The sequence below is a fragment of the Nocardiopsis sp. NPDC006832 genome, assembly GCF_040635885.1.
Taxonomy (GTDB): Bacteria; Actinomycetota; Actinomycetes; order Streptosporangiales; family Streptosporangiaceae; genus Nocardiopsis.
In genome coordinates this window covers 60,921-79,392 of the sequence record NZ_JBEYLC010000014.1, presented here as the reverse complement: position 1 = coordinate 79,392, position 18,472 = coordinate 60,921, and the positions used below count along the sequence as shown (strand labels likewise).

Annotated in this window: 16 protein-coding genes; 14 read left to right on the top strand and 2 right to left on the bottom strand. The window is 67.9% G+C overall.

Going from position 1 to position 18,472, the window contains the following annotated elements; genetic code table 11:
- Nucleotides 1-107 precede the first annotated feature (107 nt).
- The 8 genes from ABZ717_RS09725 to ABZ717_RS09690 all read left to right on the top strand — a co-directional run bounded on the left by ABZ717_RS09725 (nt 108) and on the right by ABZ717_RS09690 (nt 10,644).
- A complete protein-coding gene (locus ABZ717_RS09725) occupies nt 108-1,820 on the top strand; it encodes a hypothetical protein (protein ID WP_358507758.1) in 1,713 nt (570 codons plus the stop codon).
- Nucleotides 1,821-1,882: 62 nt separating this feature from the next.
- Entirely contained in the window at nt 1,883-3,385 is a 1,503-nt protein-coding gene (gene lysX / locus ABZ717_RS09720; protein ID WP_358507757.1) for a bifunctional lysylphosphatidylglycerol synthetase/lysine--tRNA ligase LysX, read from the top strand.
- A gap of 706 nt (nt 3,386-4,091) precedes the next feature.
- The gene (locus tag ABZ717_RS09715) at nt 4,092-4,406 is read left to right on the top strand and encodes a LuxR C-terminal-related transcriptional regulator (RefSeq protein WP_358507756.1); all 315 of its coding nucleotides are present in this window, start codon (nt 4,092-4,094) and stop codon (nt 4,404-4,406) included.
- 123 nt (nt 4,407-4,529) lie between these two features.
- Complete coding sequence (locus tag ABZ717_RS09710) at nt 4,530-5,108, top strand: amino-acid N-acetyltransferase (protein ID WP_358507754.1); 579 nt, start codon at nt 4,530-4,532, stop codon at nt 5,106-5,108.
- 447 nt (nt 5,109-5,555) lie between these two features.
- Nucleotides 5,556-5,837 (top strand): hypothetical protein, encoded by a 282-nt coding sequence (locus ABZ717_RS09705; RefSeq protein WP_358507752.1) that lies wholly within the window; start codon nt 5,556-5,558, stop codon nt 5,835-5,837.
- 217 nt (nt 5,838-6,054) lie between these two features.
- On the top strand, nt 6,055-6,393 hold the full coding sequence (locus tag ABZ717_RS09700; protein WP_067606297.1) for an Lsr2 family protein: 339 nt from the start codon (nt 6,055-6,057) through the stop codon (nt 6,391-6,393).
- 772 nt (nt 6,394-7,165) lie between these two features.
- Complete coding sequence (locus ABZ717_RS09695) at nt 7,166-9,670, top strand: ATP-dependent Clp protease ATP-binding subunit (RefSeq protein WP_358507751.1); 2,505 nt, start codon at nt 7,166-7,168, stop codon at nt 9,668-9,670.
- 374 nt (nt 9,671-10,044) lie between these two features.
- Entirely contained in the window at nt 10,045-10,644 is a 600-nt protein-coding gene (locus ABZ717_RS09690) for a DUF3105 domain-containing protein (RefSeq protein ID WP_358507749.1), read from the top strand.
- Between the two features lie 39 nt (nt 10,645-10,683).
- Here the strand turns inward: ABZ717_RS09690 and ABZ717_RS09685 are convergent, their stop codons facing one another.
- Nucleotides 10,684-11,559: an A/G-specific adenine glycosylase gene (locus tag ABZ717_RS09685; RefSeq protein ID WP_358507747.1), complete on the bottom strand. Its 876-nt coding sequence runs from the start codon at nt 11,557-11,559 to the stop codon at nt 10,684-10,686.
- A 63-nt stretch (nt 11,560-11,622) separates the two neighbouring features.
- Between ABZ717_RS09685 and ABZ717_RS09680 the strand changes: the two genes are divergently transcribed.
- Entirely contained in the window at nt 11,623-12,381 is a 759-nt protein-coding gene (locus tag ABZ717_RS09680; protein WP_358507745.1) for a hypothetical protein, read from the top strand.
- Nucleotides 12,382-12,498: 117 nt separating this feature from the next.
- Complete coding sequence (locus ABZ717_RS09675; protein WP_358507743.1) at nt 12,499-12,885, top strand: SSI family serine proteinase inhibitor; 387 nt, start codon at nt 12,499-12,501, stop codon at nt 12,883-12,885.
- Nucleotides 12,886-12,909: 24 nt separating this feature from the next.
- On the opposite strand, the gene radA is transcribed toward ABZ717_RS09675, so the two are convergent.
- Complete coding sequence (radA, locus tag ABZ717_RS09670; RefSeq protein ID WP_358507742.1) at nt 12,910-14,346, bottom strand: DNA repair protein RadA; 1,437 nt, start codon at nt 14,344-14,346, stop codon at nt 12,910-12,912.
- Nucleotides 14,347-14,553: 207 nt separating this feature from the next.
- On the opposite strand from radA, the gene ABZ717_RS09665 reads away from it, so the two are divergent.
- The 4 genes from ABZ717_RS09665 to proC all read left to right on the top strand — a co-directional run bounded on the left by ABZ717_RS09665 (nt 14,554) and on the right by proC (nt 18,324).
- Nucleotides 14,554-15,462, top strand: a complete 909-nt coding sequence (locus tag ABZ717_RS09665) for an SGNH/GDSL hydrolase family protein (protein WP_358507740.1) — start codon at nt 14,554-14,556, stop codon at nt 15,460-15,462.
- A 258-nt stretch (nt 15,463-15,720) separates the two neighbouring features.
- Nucleotides 15,721-16,317 (top strand): C40 family peptidase, encoded by a 597-nt coding sequence (locus ABZ717_RS09660; protein ID WP_358507738.1) that lies wholly within the window; start codon nt 15,721-15,723, stop codon nt 16,315-16,317.
- Between the two features lie 167 nt (nt 16,318-16,484).
- Nucleotides 16,485-17,420, top strand: a complete 936-nt coding sequence (locus ABZ717_RS09655) for a sugar phosphate isomerase/epimerase (protein ID WP_358507736.1) — start codon at nt 16,485-16,487, stop codon at nt 17,418-17,420.
- A 109-nt stretch (nt 17,421-17,529) separates the two neighbouring features.
- Nucleotides 17,530-18,324: a pyrroline-5-carboxylate reductase gene (gene proC / locus ABZ717_RS09650; RefSeq protein WP_358507734.1), complete on the top strand. Its 795-nt coding sequence runs from the start codon at nt 17,530-17,532 to the stop codon at nt 18,322-18,324.
- The last annotated feature ends 148 nt before the right edge of the window (nt 18,325-18,472 follow it).

Genomic DNA, 18,472 nt, shown 5'->3' with positions numbered 1-18,472 from the left:
CGCGGCCTCGAACGAGGCCGTGACGGGAACGCGACCGGGACGGAACCCGGTCGCGTGGTGGAGCCGCGACGCTGGATGGGGAAGCCCCTTCCGAACGAAGGACCTCCATGGCGTTTCCCATCGCCCACGACGGCTCCAACGTTCATGACGCCTTCGAACACTCCTCGGCGGCCGCGCCCTTCGCTCTGGCGGGGGCCCTGCTCACCGGAGCCGGCCTGCTCTCGATGGTGCTGAGTCTGTTCCGAGAATCGGATGTTCCCTTCTCGGTCGGGCTGCTGTGCGTCTTCGCCACGCTCCTGTCGTTCCTCGCGACCCGTCGCGGCCACGTGATGATCCGGCTGGTGGCGCTGTTCACGTTCATGGTCGCCCTGTTCCCGGTGGGAGCGGGAAGTGAGCGTTTCCTGCTCCCCGTCTCCAGCGAGCCCGCCCTGTACCTGGAAGAGGTCGGTTCCTGGCTCGTCCTGGTCGGCGCCGCGGTCCTACTCCTGGCGGGCTCGCCGAAGCAGGCCGGTCCGGAACTTCGCCGGGTGGCCGTTCTGGTCACGTTTCTGCTGGGGGTGCCCACGGTATGGGTGCCGATGACGCTCGTTCCGGAGATCGGGCACACGGTCGCGGCCGAGACGGTGCCGGAGTGGTCCGGGAAACCGGCGTCGACGTTGGGCGAGCACGCGTGGACCTGGGTCCCCGAGGGGTATGGGCGGATCGAATCGGTGGTGGCCACCCCGAGCGTGGGACTGGTGTTGCTCGACCATGGGGTCGTCGGGCTGGATCCGGTCACCGGGCGGGAGGTGTGGAGCTACCGGCATCCGGCGATGGGCGGGGACGACCACGGGTACACGTCGTCCCGGGTCGACCCGGCTGGGGAGTCGGTGCACCTGGGTTTCGGGTTGGGGCGGCGCCACAACGGGCGGATCGTGTTGGACGTGGCCACCGGAGAAATGGAGTCGACGGCGTACTTTTGGGTTGGGAAGCGCGCCTTCGAGATGGATCCGGCGAAATTCGAGCGGACGGACACGGGCACCCTGCGCTTCGGATACGGGGAGGTGCGGCACGACACTGGGTACGCGGAGCACTCGTGGGAGTACGAGTTTGAGGACGGGTGCGACTTCGGGTCGAGCCGGCATTGGTCCGACGACACCGCGCGGGTCGAGGAGACGATCCTGCTGCCGCTCGTCTGCGGAGTCGACCGCGATGACCGGGGGAGGCGGATCGATGACGCGGACCTCGACGGTTTGATCGTGGCTCTGGACGCGAGCACCGGGCGAGAGCTCTGGCGGGTACCGATGGCTCACGTGTGGTCGGAGGATCATTCCATCCCCGAACCGAGGGACCTGCGGGTCTCGGCGGACGAGAGCGCCGTGTACACGCCGGAGGGGGACCTGGTCGCCGATCTGACCACGGGGGAGGTCCTGTACGAGGGCCCCGAACCCTTCTGGGCCGGTGCCGAGTTCGCGGGTGTGAGCGCGGACTCGTTCACGGTGTCGGTTCGGGACGGAGACCTCGTCCGGTTCGTGGAGCGGGACTGGGACGGCGATGGGACACGCGCCACGGGATCGTTGCCGGTCGCCGAGGACCGGCCCGTGTCCGAGGCGTTGTTCCTGGAGGACGTCGTGATCCGCCTGGTCTCCGGTGATTCCGGATGGGAGATGGCGGTCCACCCCTGGGACGACGCCGAACCGAGATCGATCCCCCTGGACGGGGAGGACCTGGCCGGTGGTCGGCCGAACGTGGCGGGGGCGCTCTTCGTCCCGGTCCACGAGACCGTGTTCGTCCACACCGGGAACGAGGGCCGGAGCCGGGTGGTGGTGGGGTTGCGCTGAGCCTCTCGCGCATGGGCCCGATCCGGTCGGTGGGAGTGTTCGACACGGGTAGGATCGGGCCCGTGAATGACGCGCACGACGACACCTACGACGACCTGCCCGAACAGATGCGAGTCCGGCGGCAGAAGCTGGACCGGCTCCGGGAGGAGGGCATCGACCCCTTCCCCGTGAACTACCCGCGGACCATGTCGATCGGCCCTGTGCGCGACAAACACCAGGGCCTGGAGCCCGACACCCACACAGGGGACAAGGTCGCCATCGCCGGCCGCGTCATGCTCTACCGCACCGGCGGCAAGCTCTGCTTCGCCACCCTGCGCGACGAGACCGGGGACGTGCAGATCATGCTGTCCCTGGACCAGGTCGGCAAGGAGAGCCTGGACGCCTGGAAGGCCGACATCGACCTCGGTGACCACGTGGGTGTGGAGGGCGAGGTCATCACCTCTCGCCGCGGTGAGCTGTCCATCCTGGTGAGCTCTTGGACGCTGACGGCCAAGTGCCTGCGTCCGCTCCCGGAGAAGCACAAGGGCCTGACCGACCCCGAGGCCCGCGTGCGTCAGCGCTACGTGGACCTCATCGTCAACCCCGACTCCCAGCAGATGGTGCGTCGCCGCTCGGCCGCCATCCGCGCGATCCGGGACGGCCTGAGCGACCGCGACTTCATCGAGGTCGAGACCCCCATGCTGATGCGGGTGCACGGTGGCGCCACGGCGCGTCCGTTCACCACGCACATCAACGCCTACGACATGGACCTGTACCTGCGCATCGCCCCGGAACTGTCGCTCAAGCGGCTGGTCGTGGGCGGCCTGGAGAAGGTCTTCGAGATCAACCGGAACTTCCGGAACGAGGGCGCGGACTCCACGCACAACCCCGAGTTCACGATGCTGGAGTTCTACCAGGCGTACGCGGACTACAACGTGATGGCCGACATCACCCGGAACCTGATCCAGGACGCGGCCCGCGCCGTCTACGGCTCCACCACGATCGAACGTGACGGCCAGACCTTCGACCTGGGCGGGGAGTGGCCGCGGATCACCCTTTACGGGGCGGTATCCGAGGCCCTGGGGACCGAGGTCACCCCGCGCACCCCGATCGAGGAGGTCCGTCGATCGGCCCAGGCCAAGGGTGTGGAGTTCGACCACGCCTGGGGTCAGGGCAAGCTCGTCGAGCACGTCTTCGAGGAGCTGGTGGAGCACACCCTGGTCCAGCCCACGTTCGTGTGCGACTACCCCGTGGAGACGAGCCCGCTCACCCGCCCGCACCGTGAGGACCCGCTGCTCACCGAGAAGTGGGACCTCATCGGCTTCGGCATGGAGCTGGGCACGGGCTACTCGGAACTGGTCGACCCGGTCGAGCAGCGCCGTCGACTCACCGAGCAGTCGCTGATGGCGGCCGAGGGCGACCCCGAGGCGATGCAGTTGGACGAGGACTTCCTGCGGGCGCTGGAGTACGGCATGCCGCCGACCGGTGGTGTGGGTGTGGGTATCGACCGACTGCTGATGGCCTTCACCGGTAAGAACATTCGGGAAACCGTCCTTTTCCCGATCGTGAAGCCGTCCGGGGAGTAACGTCGCGCACCTTGACCCTGCTTTGGGATGAATAGGTGCAGAGGGAATCCCGTTACGGGATGACCGAAAGAAGTCAGGGGGCCGTCGCGGCATCGAAGCGGCGGCCCTCGTTCGTCGCTTCGGCCACCTGGAGGAATGTGGCCTAAGGCACGAGATGTCGCTCACCTTCCGGGTATAGGGAACAAACTTCCGGTCAGGTCGAGATGGCCACCCGGCCAGAACCTTCTTTTTCCGAGGGGTTCCGGTGTGCGCGGCACCGTTCTCGGGTGAAGATTGTTTACGCAGGTCAGCGCCGGAGGGGTATTTCATCTTCCATGGCATTGCGACCCAGTGTCCATTGTCCATCACGCATGGTCATTTATCGGCCCTTGACGGTAACAACGGAGCGGCCTAGCGTGCTGAGAGCGGACCTTGGTCCGTGAGTTCGCCGAAGTGGATCGAGAAGAACGGTGAGCCGGGATGTCGGACCGAGGACCGGTCCAGCGTCCCCCGCACACGTAGCCACGGTGTGGTCTGTCCGTCCCAGACCACAACATCCCTGGCATCACGTGTGTCTCGTGCTCCCTACCGCCCCCAACCCCTGTGCCAGAGGGGTTCGTCGGGGAGGGTCGGGTGGCCGGGACTCACCACGCGCCGACAGCCGGTCGGATGCGCCCTTCGGTCGATGAGTCGATGTTCCGCACTCATATGAATGAGGGAGGACGGAGTGGAACAGGCCACACTCGTACGCCGTGCCGTTGAGGACCAGAGCCTCATACGAGCCCCCCGGGAGAACGTGGTTCCCCTGCAGGGCCGGCGGGAGCACGCCCAATCGGGCGTGTACACCCCGGTCGAACTGGGCCACGAAGAGCTGGAACTGCTCGCCGAGATCGCCACGGGTGTCACCACCGAAGTGGCCGCGCGGCACCTAGAGCTCAGTGCTCGAACCCTGCGACGTCGCATTCGCAACATCTGTGACGTACTCGGAGTGAACACACCCATCGAGGCGGTCGTCTGGGCCGCGAGGCGTCAGCTCATCTGAGCCGACCACGCCCGGGAGACGCCCGGGTGACACATACGGGCATACCGGCCCCGCGCGCCAGCGCGCCCCACCGGTGGAAGAGCGTTCCGGTCGGAGGTCGTGAAGGCGTAGTCTGGTCCGGCTATGCCCGTTCGTCATGTTCGGGTGCGTCGGGCGCGTACGTCCGACGTCACCCACATTCGCCGCCTCGTCGACACCTACTCCGTCGACCGCCGTGTGCTCTCCAAGAGCACGGTCAACCTCTATGAGGACGTCCAGGAGTTCTGGGTGGCCGAGGTGGAGACCGCCTCCGACGGACCCGAGGATCCCGTGTCCGAGCGAGAGGGCCTCTCCGTGGTCGGCTGCGGGGCGCTGCACGTTCTTTGGGAGGACCTCGCGGAGGTCCGCACGGTCGCGGTCGATCCCGCGTTGCGTGGTTTCGGCGTGGGTCACCGAATCGTGACCGCATTGCTCGATACGGCCCGCGGGCTGGGTGTGCGTCGTGTGTTCTGCCTGACATTCGAGACCGGTTTCTTCGCCCGACACGGCTTTGTCCCGATCCAGGGCACTCCGGTCTCCTTCCGTGTGTACGAGGAACTTCTACGTTCCTATGACGAGGGTGTCGCGGAATTCCTCGACCTGGAGCGGGTCAAACCCAACACTCTCGGGAACACGAGGATGCTTGTACATCTCGACGATGACCCCGTAGGTGCCTCGCGCTAAAGGTTTCGGGTGTCGATAGGTACCCGCCGGCCATACGTCCCCGGGCATCGGGTCCATGTGGTGGAGAGATCGAGCGCTTAAGTGCACCGGGGGTATGGGAGTGGAAGAGGGCGGGTAATGTGTACCTGCGTCCGCCGGGGCGGCGGGGTCCGTCGACTACCGATGAGATGACGGGATCGCGCGTTTTTCGCTTCCATCGAGTGGCCGCTCCTCACCTTCCGTCCGCGAACCGGTGCGGGGCGGGAACAACCGATCGGACATTGGCCGCCCAAGGGCTTTGACGAGACCTCTTCGGTACGTCCGGTGTCGAACCGGGGGCAAACGATGTCTATGATGTCTGGTATGCGATTGCCCGGGCCCACCGGCGCGCCATCCCCCCGGACCGGCCCGACACTGAGTCGGGTATTTGCTGCAATAAGTAACAACCAGGAAGGGTAGGGCGCTTCGATGGGTGACTTTTTGTCATCGGTGCTTCCCCCTGGGCTGATCGACGTATTGTCCGCGCTCATCCCACCGGTGGTTGTCGGGACCGTCTTCTGTGCCTTCGTCATCAAGCTGCTCCGCAGGGAGATGGCTCCGAGGCGGATGGACGGAAGCCTGGTCGACGAGGACGCCACCTCGGATGACAGCGCGGGTGACAAGGGCGCGGCCAAGGTCGAGGAGACCAAGGCGACGAACGAGACGCCGATTACCCAGGATGGCGAACGCACCGAATCCGAGGGGCGTTAGATACGCTGCCGGTTCGACCCGGCCATCGCGACTCCCCGGCGTCGGGGGACCCGTGAGCGCGGGCCTACTCATGTGCCCCGTGCGGTTCCGGTGACCCCGAATCCTCGTCCGGTGGACGACGTCGATTTCATCGCGTCGGGAATTGTCTTTCGCGTTCCCGCGAGATAGCTTTATATTCAGGTGCTACAGACACCTCTCTTCTGAAAGGTTTGATTCCATGGCACAGAAGGTCCAGGTTTTCCTGGTGGACGACCTCGACGGCGGTGAGGCCGAGGAGACGGTGACGTTCGGTCTCGACGGGTCGACGTACGAAATCGACCTCAGCGCGGATAATGCCGGCAAGCTCCGCGAGGCCCTTAGCCCGTTCGTCGAGGCCTCTCGTAAGGCCCCCGCGAAGCAGGGTCGTGGCGGCGCTCGGCGTGGAAGCCGGAATGCCCCGAGCCGTGAGCGCAGCGCCGAGATTCGCGCCTGGGCGAAGGCCGCGGGGAAGCCGGTCAATGAGCGTGGCCGTATCCCCGCCGCCATCGTCGCCGAATATGAGGCCATCAAGGGCTGATTTCGCCGTCGGCTCGGTCCGCCGAAATGTTGTCAGGTCTTGATCGAATTTCGACCTGAGTCCCGCCGACGTCGCACCCGATCCTCCGGCAGGCTTCGGTCCGTCATCGAACGGACCGTGATCCACCGGACGCAGGGGATAACGGGGGAGGCGAGGATTGTCGGTGGAATCGGGCGGAGCCGCTCGGTCGTGAGCGCCAAGCCGGTGCGGAGACCGTTCGTTGGAGGACACCCCGCGCCGCGGGCACGCGGTCCCCGCTCCTGTTTGGCCCGACCTCGACGCACTCCGATCCATGAGCAGACCGCGCATTCGGTGGTCCGGTGCGTGGCGGTCCCATCGTGGGCCGCCGCCCCTATGGGCCACCGACCCGGTCGGGTCGGAAGCATCGACATCCGCGGACCAATTCCGCTCGAAGAACAACACGCTTCGGCTTGTTCGCTAAGAGCCGATAATGGGGCTAACGCACGTGCGGCCCGGGCACTCTCGTGATGGATGGGATGCCCGGGCCGTTCGCCTTCGGCGTACAGGGAAATCTGACGCGGCAATTGGTAGTTGGATGTTGGGTGAACGCCCTATCGTCGGGGAAAGTCTCTGGCACGGACGGCTGCGGTCGGTCGTGCGGGAGATGTTCGTCCGAGCCGGCCATGGTCGGTGAGGACGAGCGGTGCGACAGCGCTCCCCGGGGCGGTTATCCCTGTGGGGCCTATATGCGGAAGAGTCGGGTCGGTATCGACCGTCCCTGCCTGACCGCTCTGTAGAGGAGCGACGAGACATGTTCGAGAGGTTTACCGACCGCGCGCGGCGAGTGGTGGTTCTGGCTCAGGAAGAAGCCAGGATGCTCAACCACAACTACATCGGTACGGAGCACATCCTGCTCGGCCTCATCCACGAGGGTGAGGGTGTCGCCGCCAAGGCCCTGGAGAGTCTTGGGATCAGCCTCGAAGCGGTTCGGCAGCAGGTCGAGGAGATCATCGGCCAGGGCCAACAGGCTCCGTCGGGGCACATTCCCTTCACCCCCCGGGCCAAGAAGGTCCTTGAGCTGTCGCTGCGCGAGGCGCTTCAGCTCGGTCACAACTACATCGGTACCGAGCACATACTGCTGGGCCTGATCCGCGAGGGCGAGGGCGTCGCCGCCCAGGTCCTCGTCAAGCTGGGCGCCGACCTCAACCGGGTCCGCCAGCAGGTCATCCAGCTGCTGCACGGTTACCAGGGCAAGGAGCCGCAGGCCACCGGAGCCTCCTCCGAGTCCACACCCTCCACCTCGCTGGTACTGGACCAGTTCGGCCGCAACCTGACGCAGGCCGCTCGCGAGTCCAAGCTCGACCCGGTCATCGGTCGTGACAACGAGATCGAGCGGGTCATGCAGGTCCTGTCCCGCAGGACCAAGAACAACCCGGTCCTCATCGGTGAGCCCGGCGTCGGTAAGACGGCGGTCGTCGAGGGGCTGGCGCAGAAGATCGTCAAGGGGGAGATCCCCGAGACGCTCAAGGACAAGCAGCTCTACACCCTCGACCTGGGCGCCCTGGTCGCGGGCAGCCGCTACCGCGGTGACTTCGAGGAGCGCCTCAAGAAGGTGCTCAAGGAGATCCGCACCCGCGGTGACATCATCCTCTTCATCGACGAGCTGCACACGCTGGTCGGCGCGGGGGCGGCGGAAGGTGCCATAGACGCCGCTTCCATCCTGAAGCCCATGCTGGCCCGGGGTGAGCTGCAGACCATCGGTGCGACCACGCTCGACGAGTACCGCAAGTACTTGGAGAAGGACGCCGCGCTGGAGCGCCGTTTCCAGCCGATCCAGGTCGACGAGCCCACCACCAAGCACACCATCGAGATCCTCAAGGGTCTGCGCGACCGGTACGAGGCCCACCACCGGGTCTCCATCACCGACAGCGCGCTCGTGGCCGCCGCGCAGCTCGCGGACCGCTACATCAGCGACCGCTTCCTGCCGGACAAGGCGATCGACCTCATCGACGAGGCCGGTTCGCGGATGCGCATCCGTCGGATGACCGCTCCGCCGGACCTGCGCGAGTTCGACGAGAAGATCGCCAAGGTGCGCCGCGACAAGGAATCGGCCATCGACGAGCAGGACTTCGAGAAGGCCGCGTCCCTGCGCGACGACGAGAAGCAGCTGCTCAACAAGAAGGCGCAGCGGGAGAAGGAGTGGAAGGCCGGCGACATGGACGTCGTGGCCGAGGTCGATGAGGAGCTCATCGCCGAGGTCCTGGCCGCGTCCACCGGCATCCCGGTCTTCAAGCTGACCGAGGAGGAGAGCTCGCGCCTGCTGCGCATGGAGGACGAGCTGCACCAGCGGGTCATCGGCCAGGAGGACGCCATCAAGGCGCTCTCGCAGGCCATCCGCAGGACCCGCGCGGGCCTGAAGGACCCCAAGCGTCCCGGTGGTTCGTTCATCTTCGCCGGTCCGTCCGGTGTGGGTAAGACCGAGCTGTCCAAGACCCTCGCGGAGTTCCTCTTCGGGGACGAGGACGCGCTGATCCAGCTCGACATGTCCGAGTTCATGGAGAAGCACACCGTTTCGCGGCTGTTCGGTTCGCCTCCCGGCTACGTCGGTTACGAAGAGGGCGGCCAGCTCACCGAGAAGGTGCGCCGCAAGCCGTTCTCCGTGGTCCTGTTCGACGAGATCGAAAAGGCCCACAACGACATCTTCAACTCGCTCCTGCAGGTGCTGGAGGAGGGTCGTCTCACCGACGCCCAGGGTCGCAACGTCGACTTCAAGAACACGGTCATCATCATGACGACCAACCTGGGTACGCGTGACATCTCCAAGGGCCAGGCCATGGGCTTCGCCAAGGAGGACGACGCCACCACCAACTACGAGCGGATGAAGGCCAAGGTCAACGAGGAGCTGAAGACCAACTTCAGGCCCGAGTTCCTCAACCGTGTGGACGACGTCATCGTCTTCCACCAGTTGACCCAGAAGGAGATCTTCCAGATCGTCGACCTGATGATCACGAACCTGGACTCCCGGCTCAAGGAGCGGGACATGGGCATCGAGCTTCGGTCGAACGCCAAGAAGGTCCTCTCCGAGCGTGGGTTCGACCCGGTGCTGGGCGCGCGTCCGCTGCGTCGCACGATCCAGCGGGAGATCGAGGACCAGCTGTCCGAGAAGATCCTGTTCGGTGACCTCAAGGCCGGCCAGATCGTGGTGATCGACGCCGAGGGCGAGGGCACGGACGCCAAGTTCACCTTCAAGGGTGTGCCGAAGCCCGCCGCGGTTCCGGACACCCCCGAGGTGGAGTCCGCCGCCAAGGGCGAGTAGGGACATCGGCCGGCCGAGCGCCGGTACGAACGGGGGCATCCCTTCGGGGGTGCCCCCTTTCCCATGCCCGGGGGAGGGCCGCGGGGTAGGGTGCCCCAGTGTCCTCACCGAATGATCCCCACCAGAACGGCCCCCAGCGGCCCCAGGAACCGTTCCCCGGCTCGTACCCACCTCAGGGTCCGCACGGCGCTCCCTCGCACCAGGGGCCGCCGCAGGGGCCACCTTCTCAGGGGCCTCCGCCGGGATACCCGCCCCAAGGCGCTCCGCCGCCCGGGTACCCGCCGCAGGGGCCTCCGCCCGGACACCCGCCGGCGGGCCCGCCCGGATACCCCTACCAGGGCCCACCGCGCAAGCGCGGCGGCGCGCTGCCCTGGGTGATCGGTGGAAGCGCCCTCGCCATCGTCCTGATCGGTGTCACGGGCCTCGGGCTGTGGTGGGCCATGGGTGATCCCGGCGACGCCGACCCGGGTGAGAGCGGTGCGAGCGGGGACGGCCAGGGCGAGGTCCAACTCTTCGAGGGGCTGTCCGCCGAGCACGTGGATCCCGCAGAGACCGTCGACTACGCGCAACACCCTCCGGTCGGCGGCGAGCACTACCCCTTCTGGCAGAACTGTGGCGTCTACGACGAGCCGGTGCTGACCGAGGCCGCGGTCCACTCCCTGGAGCACGGCACGGTCTGGATCACCTACGATCCGTCGCTGGACTCGGGCCAGGTCGAACAATTGGCCTCCTACCACGCGCCCGGCTCGTACGTTCTGGTCAGCCCGATGGAGGACCTTCCCACGCCGATCGTGGCCTCGGCCTGGGGCGCCCAGATCCAGTTGGAGGACGCCTCGGACGAACGGATCGGCGACTTCCTGCGCGAGTACGAGCAGAGCCCCGCGGCCCCCGAACCGGGCGCGCCGTGCAGTGGTGCCTACGACGGCAACGACGCCGACTTCGACCCCGAGACCGTCGACGCCCGGATGAACTGACCTCGCCGTTCGAGGGCCCCGGTCACGTGTCCGAGGGCCTCAGCCGGGCAGGGCGAAACGGCCGTCCCCGAGCGGATCGACCAGGCCGTCGTCGATGAGCGCGTCCAAGGCGCGTTCGCGTTGGACGTGGTCGTCCCACACGGCGTCCAGGGCCGACTTGGCGACGGGTTCCGTGGAGTCGCGCAGGACGGCCAGGAGTTTGCCGCGCACCTGGCGGTCGGTCCCGGCGTAGGTCTGACCGCGCCGGGGCGGTCCGTCGTAGGCGGGGCGGCCGGCCAGCCGCCAGGCGCACTGACCGGCGATGGGGCAGTCGGCGCAGCGCGGGGAGCGGGCGGTGCACACCAGGGCTCCCAGCTCCATCACGGCCACGCCCCAGCGGGCGGCCACCGACGGCAGCGGCGGCAGCAGTGACTCGGCCAGGGCGACCTCCGCCTTGGTCTGGGTTTTCGGCGGGTACTCGACCCCGGTTTCGGCCCTGGCCAGGACACGCCGAACGTTGGTGTCCAGAATGGCGTGCCGCTGCCCGTAAGCGAAGCTCGCCACCGCCGCCGCGGTGTAGACACCGATACCCGGAAGGGCCAACAAGGTGGCGTGGTCGTCGGGGACCTCGCCGCCGTGCTCCTCGGTGATGGCCACCGCGCAGGCGTGCAGACGCAGGGCGCGGCGTGGGTACCCCAGCCGATTCCACATGCGCACGGCTTCGCCCGAGGGTTCTTTCGCCAGGTGGGCGGGGGTGGGCCAGCGTTCCATCCACGCCTCCCAAGCAGGCAGGACTCGGACGACCGGGGTCTGCTGGAGCATGATCTCGCTGACCAGGATCGACCAAGGGGAGGCGTCCGGGCGACGCCAGGGAAGGTCGCGGGCGTTGGTCTCGTACCACGCCAGAACTGCGGTGCTGTAAGGGTTATCGCTCATCTTTAACGGCAAATCGGCGGGTTGAGTGGATGGGGGGCGCACAAAACCGCAATACTACGGCCCATGGCGTCAAGTACCGGACACACCGCACCCGTCGGCAAGGACATCTACTGGAGGCGCAGAGCCTTCGTGCTGATCGGCGTGCTGCTGTTGTTCGCGCTGATCGCCTACGCCTGTAGTCCCTCCGAGAGCGAGAACACGTCGGGCAGCAACCAGGCGGGCGTCGAGGACCCCTCGCCCTCCCCCAGTGAGCCCGAGGAGAAGCCTTCCGAGGAGGCCTCCGAGGAACCGGAGGAGGACGCCTCCCCGTCACCGTCCGACGAACCCTCCGAGGGCGAGGACGAGGGTGAGGACGAGGAATCGGAGGAGGGTTCCTCCGGTGGTGACTCCGCCGAGGCCGCCGCGCCCGAGAAGCCCGAGGACCCCTGCCGTCCGCAGGACGTGGTGGTCTCCTTCGACTTCGCCGAGGCCGACCGGGAGGCCTACGGGGCCGACACCGATCCCGGGTTCAAGGTCTCCGTGGTCAACGTCGGCGAACAGACCTGCACCGTGGACGTGGGACCGGAGGCACTCGAACTGATCGTGCACTCCGGCGAGGACCGGATCTACTCCACCGCGGACTGCGTGGAGGGCAAGGCCGCCCAGGAACGCCAGCTGGAGCAGGGCCGCCCGCACGACTACACGATCACCTGGGAGCGGGACCGTTCCTTCACCGACTGCCGGTCGACCTCGTCGCAGGCCCAGGCCGGTTGGTACAAGGCCAACCTCCGGGGCGACATCGTCAGCGGCGTGGACCAACTGGTCTTCCAGCTCAAGGCCTGAGGGCGCTACGCCCGGGGCACGAAGTCGGCACACCGGTTTTCACGAACACCAGGACTCTTCGTCATCAGGTCACTACGATTCGTGGTGACCTGATCTCGTCGTCGTTGGAGTGAAACCATGAGGACAGCCCTGGGGCTCGTCGCAGCCACCGCCCTCGCCCTCTCCCTGGCCTCGCCCGCGCAGGCCGAGGCCACGAGCTACGAACTCCGCCTCTCTCCCGCGTCGCCGGGTGGGGCCGAGACCACCGGGACCACACCGATCCGTTCGGTGGTCCTGGAGTGCGGACCGGCCGGAGGGACGCACCCGGAGGCCGAGGCGGCCTGTGACCTCATCGGGGAGGCCGGCGGGCGGGTCTCCGACGTCGAGACCGGAACCGGTGGAGCCTGCACCATGATCCACCGACCGGTGACCGTGGTCGCCGACGGTGGGGGAGAGCGCTACGAGGAGACCTTCGGAAACGAATGCCTCCTGAGCCAGGCCAAGGGCGCGGTCTTCGCCTTCTGATCGCGGACGTGGCGCCCCGGCCCGTCAGAACGGGGGTTCCTCGGCGATGGTGAGCTTCGGACGCGCCTGCTTCTTGGTGTCCTTCGGCCTGTCCGGGGCGCCCTTCTTGCGGCGGCTCTTGGCGATCCACTTCAGGGCGTCCTTCAGTTCCTCGGCCTCGTGAACGCGGATGCCGGGGATGGGGTCGCCGAAGCCCTTCGGTACGACCGCCTGGGTGAAACCGAGGCGCTGCGCCTCGGCCACCCGGCGGCGTACCCCCTGGACGGAACGTACGTCCCCGGCCAGCCCGACCTCGCCGATGGCCACGAACCCCTTGGGCAGGGCGATGTCGTTGTGGGAGCCGCCGGCGGCGATGGCCAGCGCCAGGTCGACGGCGGGTTCGGTCAGTTTCACACCGCCCACGGTGGAGGCGTAGACGTCCAGGTTGGCGAGCTTCATGCCCGAACGCTTCTCCAACACGGCCAGGATCATGTTCACCCGTGAGGTGTCCAGGCCGGAGGTGGCGCGGCGCGGAGCCGGCAGCGGTGAGGGCGCGACCAGCGCTTGTACCTCGGTGATGAGGGGGCGCCGCCCCTCCAGGGTGACGGTGACGCAGGTGCCCGGGGCCGGATCGGTGCGATCGGAGAGGAACAGCCCGCTGGGGTCGGGCAGGCCCTCGATGCCCTTGTCGCTCAGCTCGAACACGCCGATCTCGTCGGTGGGGCCGTAGCGGTTCTTGACCGCGCGCAGCAGTCGCAACTGGGAGTGGCGTTCGCCCTCGAAGTGCAGGACGACGTCGACCAGGTGCTCCAACATCCGGGGGCCGGCGATGGAACCGTCCTTGGTGACGTGGCCGACCAGCACGGTGGCGATGTTGCGTTCCTTGGCGATCTGGATGAGGGCGCCGGAGACCTGGCGGATCTGGGTGACACCGCCGGGGACGCCGGATGCCTCGGGGGAGACCATGGTCTGCACGGAGTCGACGATGAGCAGCTTCGGCGCGACCGCGTCCACGTGGGCGGCCAGGGTCGCCACCGAGGTCTCCGCGGCCAGGTACAGCCGCTCGGAGAGGGCGCCCAGGCGTTCGGCGCGCAGCCGTACCTGCCCGGCCGACTCCTCGCCGGTGATGTACAGGACCGGAGCGTCGGCGGCGCGCATCGCGGCGACCTCCAGGAGCAGGGTCGACTTGCCCACACCGGGTTCACCGGCCAGCAGCACCACCCCGCCGGGGACGGCGCCGCCGCCCAGGACGCGGTCGAGTTCGTCCACGCCGGTGGGGATCGCCTCGGCGGTCTCCACGCTGATCTCGGTGATGGGGCGGGCCCTGGCGGTGACGGGGGCGGGCGCGACGGCGCTGGGGGCGGGCGCCCCGGCCTCCTCGACGGTGCCCCATGCCTGGCACTCACCGCAGCGCCCGACCCATTTGAGGGTGCTCCAGCCGCACTCGACGCACCGGAACGAGGTCTTCACTGCTTTTGCCATGGTCGCCACGCTAACGGGTGCCGGTGACATGCGTGGAGCGTCGTCCACAGGTGCTCCGCGGCCACCGGAATTCCGAGGGAGACACATGAAAGTTACCTACGAGTTAGGTCATGAATCCGGTAAATCATGTTAGAGAATGTGTGGGGAGTCACTCCCCGGCGGTATCTGACAATTCCTGTCCCCCGCTCCTTCGAGAGGAAGTCCCTCGTGTCCCGCTCACACGAATCCCCCACCCCCCACCGCTCCCGTACCGGGCTCCGGCGCCGTCTGGCCCGGATCGTCGCCCCCGTCGCCATCGCGGCACTGGGCGTCACGATGGCATCGGCGCCCGCCGCGGCCGACGACGCCGAGACCGCCGCCTACTCGCACTACGTGGCCATCGGTGACTCCTTCACCGCCGGCCCCATGGTGAGTGCGCAGATGCCGTTGCTGGGCTGCATGCAGTCGTCCGTCAACTACCCCAAGCGCCTCGCCGAGGAGCTGGGGATCGAGGAGATCACCGACGTCAGCTGTTCCGGCGCGGTGATGAGCCACCTGTACGAGAAGCAGTTCGACGACACCGAACCGCAGCTCGACGCCCTTCGCCCCGAGACCGACCTGGTCACGGTCGGGATCGCCGGCAACGACTTCGGCTTCTCCGAGATGCTCGTGGAGTGTGCCAAGCAGAGCCTGAGCAACCCGGTGGGCAGCCCCTGCGCCGACCACTACGGCACCGAGCTGGACGACCGGATCGAGGGGATGCGAGGCGAGGTGTCCCAGGTCTACGCCGACATCGCCGAGCGCAGCCCGAACGCGACCGTGCTCGCCGTCGGGTACCTCCAGATCATGCCGGAGAGCGGCGGCTGCTGGCCGAGCACGCCGATCGCCCGTGGTGACGTCCCGTTCCTGGACGAGGCGCAGACCGCGCTCAACACGATGATCGCCGAGGAGTCCGCGGCCCACGGCGCGGTCTTCGTGGACACCTTCGAGCGGGGTCACGACGTCTGCCAGGGGTCGGACACCCGCTGGGTCGAGGGGCTGATCCCCGAGGACGGTGCTCCGGTCCACCCGAACAACCTGGGCATGCAGGCGACGACCGACTTCGTCCGTGACGCCCTCGGGGTCCCGGCCCCCTAGGGCGGCGTCCACGGAACGCGCCCTGGGTTCCAATGACCCTTGGTCCCCGGTGATGACCCCGGTGGATGGTGTTCGGTTGGTACTTCTCCGACCGAAATGTCCGCCGGGGTCAAGCAGTCTTTACCGTTCTTGGGGATCGCCTGAATCACGGAGAGTGACTTAACGTAATCAATATGTGACCAATGGTGATGGGCCGGTGGTGGGAGATCCACGTCACAGCGGCGTGGTCCGCCCCGGTCGATCGAGGAGGGTCACCACATGTGCCTACCGCGACACCACGAGCAAACGCGGGCCTGCCGTTCCATCACGGACCCGGAACAGCAGGCCGTCACCGTCGGGGCGCACCGTCGGGGAAAGCGGGCACTCGTCGTCGCCGCGCTCGCCGCGGCGGCCCTGGCCACCGGGACCGCACCGGCGCTCTCCCAGCCCCATCAGCCGACCGCTCCGGTCGCCGCCGCGCAGCAGAGCGGACCGGAACGTGTCCACCAGGCACTCACCTCGTCCGCCATCGAGAAGGCCATCGGCGCCGCGGAGGCCCAGACGGGCAAACCCTACGGCTGGGGCGGCACCGGCCCCGGCTCCTTCGACTGCTCCGGGCTCGTACAGCACGCCTTCGGGAAGGCGGGTGTGAGCCTGCCCCGCATCGCCCACGACCAGGTCGCCTCCGGAACCCGTGTCTCCTACGCCAACGCCGAGCGCGGTGATCTCCTTTACTGGACCGACTCGGGCGGTTACGCCTACCACGTCGCCATCTACCTCGGAGGCGGCCGCATGATCGACGCCCCGAGTTCCGGCGGCAAGGTCGGAGAGCGCGCGGTGACGCGCTACAACCTCGCCGGAGGTGTGCGGCTGTAGCCGCTCCGGCCCCGTCACTCTTCCCGACGGTCGTCGCCCACAGGGGCCACGGCCGTCGGCCCCTTTCACGGGAGTGCGCCGGAACGGTCGGGACGAAGGTCCCTCGCCACGCCGCGTTGGCGTACCCGGTCGCCCCAAGGACGCCGAAAGCGCATACCCTGGAACCTGTGAGCCCTATCCAGGTCCCAGACGCGCCCGTGGTCCTATCGACGGCGTCGGTCTACCCGGAGAAGACCCCGGCCGCCTTCGAGATCGCGGCGAAGCTGGGGTACGACGGTGTGGAGGTGCTCGTCTCCTCCGACCCGGCCAGCCAGGACATCGAACTCCTCCGGCGCCTCTCGGACTACCACCAGATGCCCGTCACCGCAGTCCATTCGCCCTGCCTCGTCCTCACCCAACGGGTGTGGGGCAAGGATCCCTGGGGCAAGCTCGTCCGTTCCAAGGAGATGGCCGAGGCCCTCGGGGCCAAGGCGATCGTGGTCCACCCGGCCTTCCGCTGGCAGCGCGAATACGCCAAGGACTTCGAGATCGGCGTCTCCCGCATGCAGGACGAGACCGACGTGGTCTTCGCGGTGGAGAACATGTACCCGGTCCGGGTGCGCGACCGAGAGGTCGTCCCCTACGCCCCGAGCTGGAACCCGCTCGACCGCGACTACGCCGACGTGACCCTCGACCTGTCGCACACCGCCATGTCCGGTTCCGACGCGATGGACATGGCCAAGCGGTTGGGCGATCGCCTCTCCCACGTGCACGTCGCCGACGGTCTGGGCGGCCAGAACCTGGACGAGCACCTCATCCCCGGGCGGGGGAGCCAGCCCGTGGCCGAACTCCTCGAACACCTGGCGGGCAACCGGTACGAAGGTCAGCTCGTCCTGGAGGTGAGCACCCGCAAGGCCCCCGATCGGCAGACCCGGATGCGCGAGTTGGCCGAGGCGCTGGCCTTCACCCGACTGCACTTCGCCGGACCACGCGAGCCCGAACCCGCGCTGGGCCGTCGTGAGCGGATCGCGCTGCTGCGCCGCCGCCCCCAGGCGCCGCCGCGACGCTTCGCCGTGGACGAGGGCGGGGCCGTCGACGACGAGGGCACCGTCGACCCGGACTGAGGCACCCGTCGCCACCGCCCCGGAGAGGTTGTCCACGGGTTGGGACGTGTGGTCCACCTCGGCCCGGCGGGACGGTTAGCGTGGAGGGATCCGCAGAGAGGACCCCTTCATGATCGCGATCATCGGCGCAGGCAAGATGGGCGAGGCACTGCTCGCCGGGCTGTTGGCCAAGGACCGTTCCCCAGGGGACGTCCTGGTCACCGAACCGCGCGAGGAGCACGCCGCGGAGCTTCGCGCGCGCTACGGGGTCGAGACCGTGCCGGCCCTCGACGCCGTCAAGCGCGCCGGCACCCTGCTCCTGGCCCTCAAGCCCCAGGACATGCTCGCCCTGCTGGACGAGGTCTCCGCGCACCTGTCCGAGGAGCGACTGGTCATCTCGGTCGCGGCGGGGCTGACCACCGCCGTGTTGGAGAGCCATCTGCCCTCCGGTGTCCCCGTGGTCCGGGCCATGCCCAACACCCCGGCCCTCATGGGGAAGGGGATGACCGCCGTCTCCGGCGGAGCGCACACGCGGACCGAACACCTGGACCGGGCCGAGGAGTTGTTGAGCACGGTCGGCGAGGTGATCCGGGTCGGTGAGCAGCACATGGACACCGTGACCGCGATCTCCGGGAGCGGGCCGGCCTACTTCTACTTCATCGCCGAGACCATGATCGAGGCCGGAGTGGCGATGGGTATGCCGCGCGCCACGGCACAGCGGTTGGTCGGCCAGACGATCACCGGATCCGCCGCCATGCTCGACGGCTCGGGAGAACACCCGGTGGTCCTGCGGGAAGCGGTCACCTCACCGGGTGGGACCACCGCCGCCGCCCTGCGCGAGTTGGAACGGCACGGTGTGCGGACCGCGTTCACCGACGCGATCGAGGCCGCGAGGGACCGGAGCAGGGCTCTCTCCGGGCACTGACCGCAGGGTATGTGACGTAAATCACATAAAAATCCGTAACGGTTCGTGATCGAGGGGCGCTGGAAGTGGCGTCGTATGGGATGCATAAAGTCGGGCAGAGCGGGTGGAACCCCGCCTCCTTCCACCCCACGCACTCCCAGTACCTCCT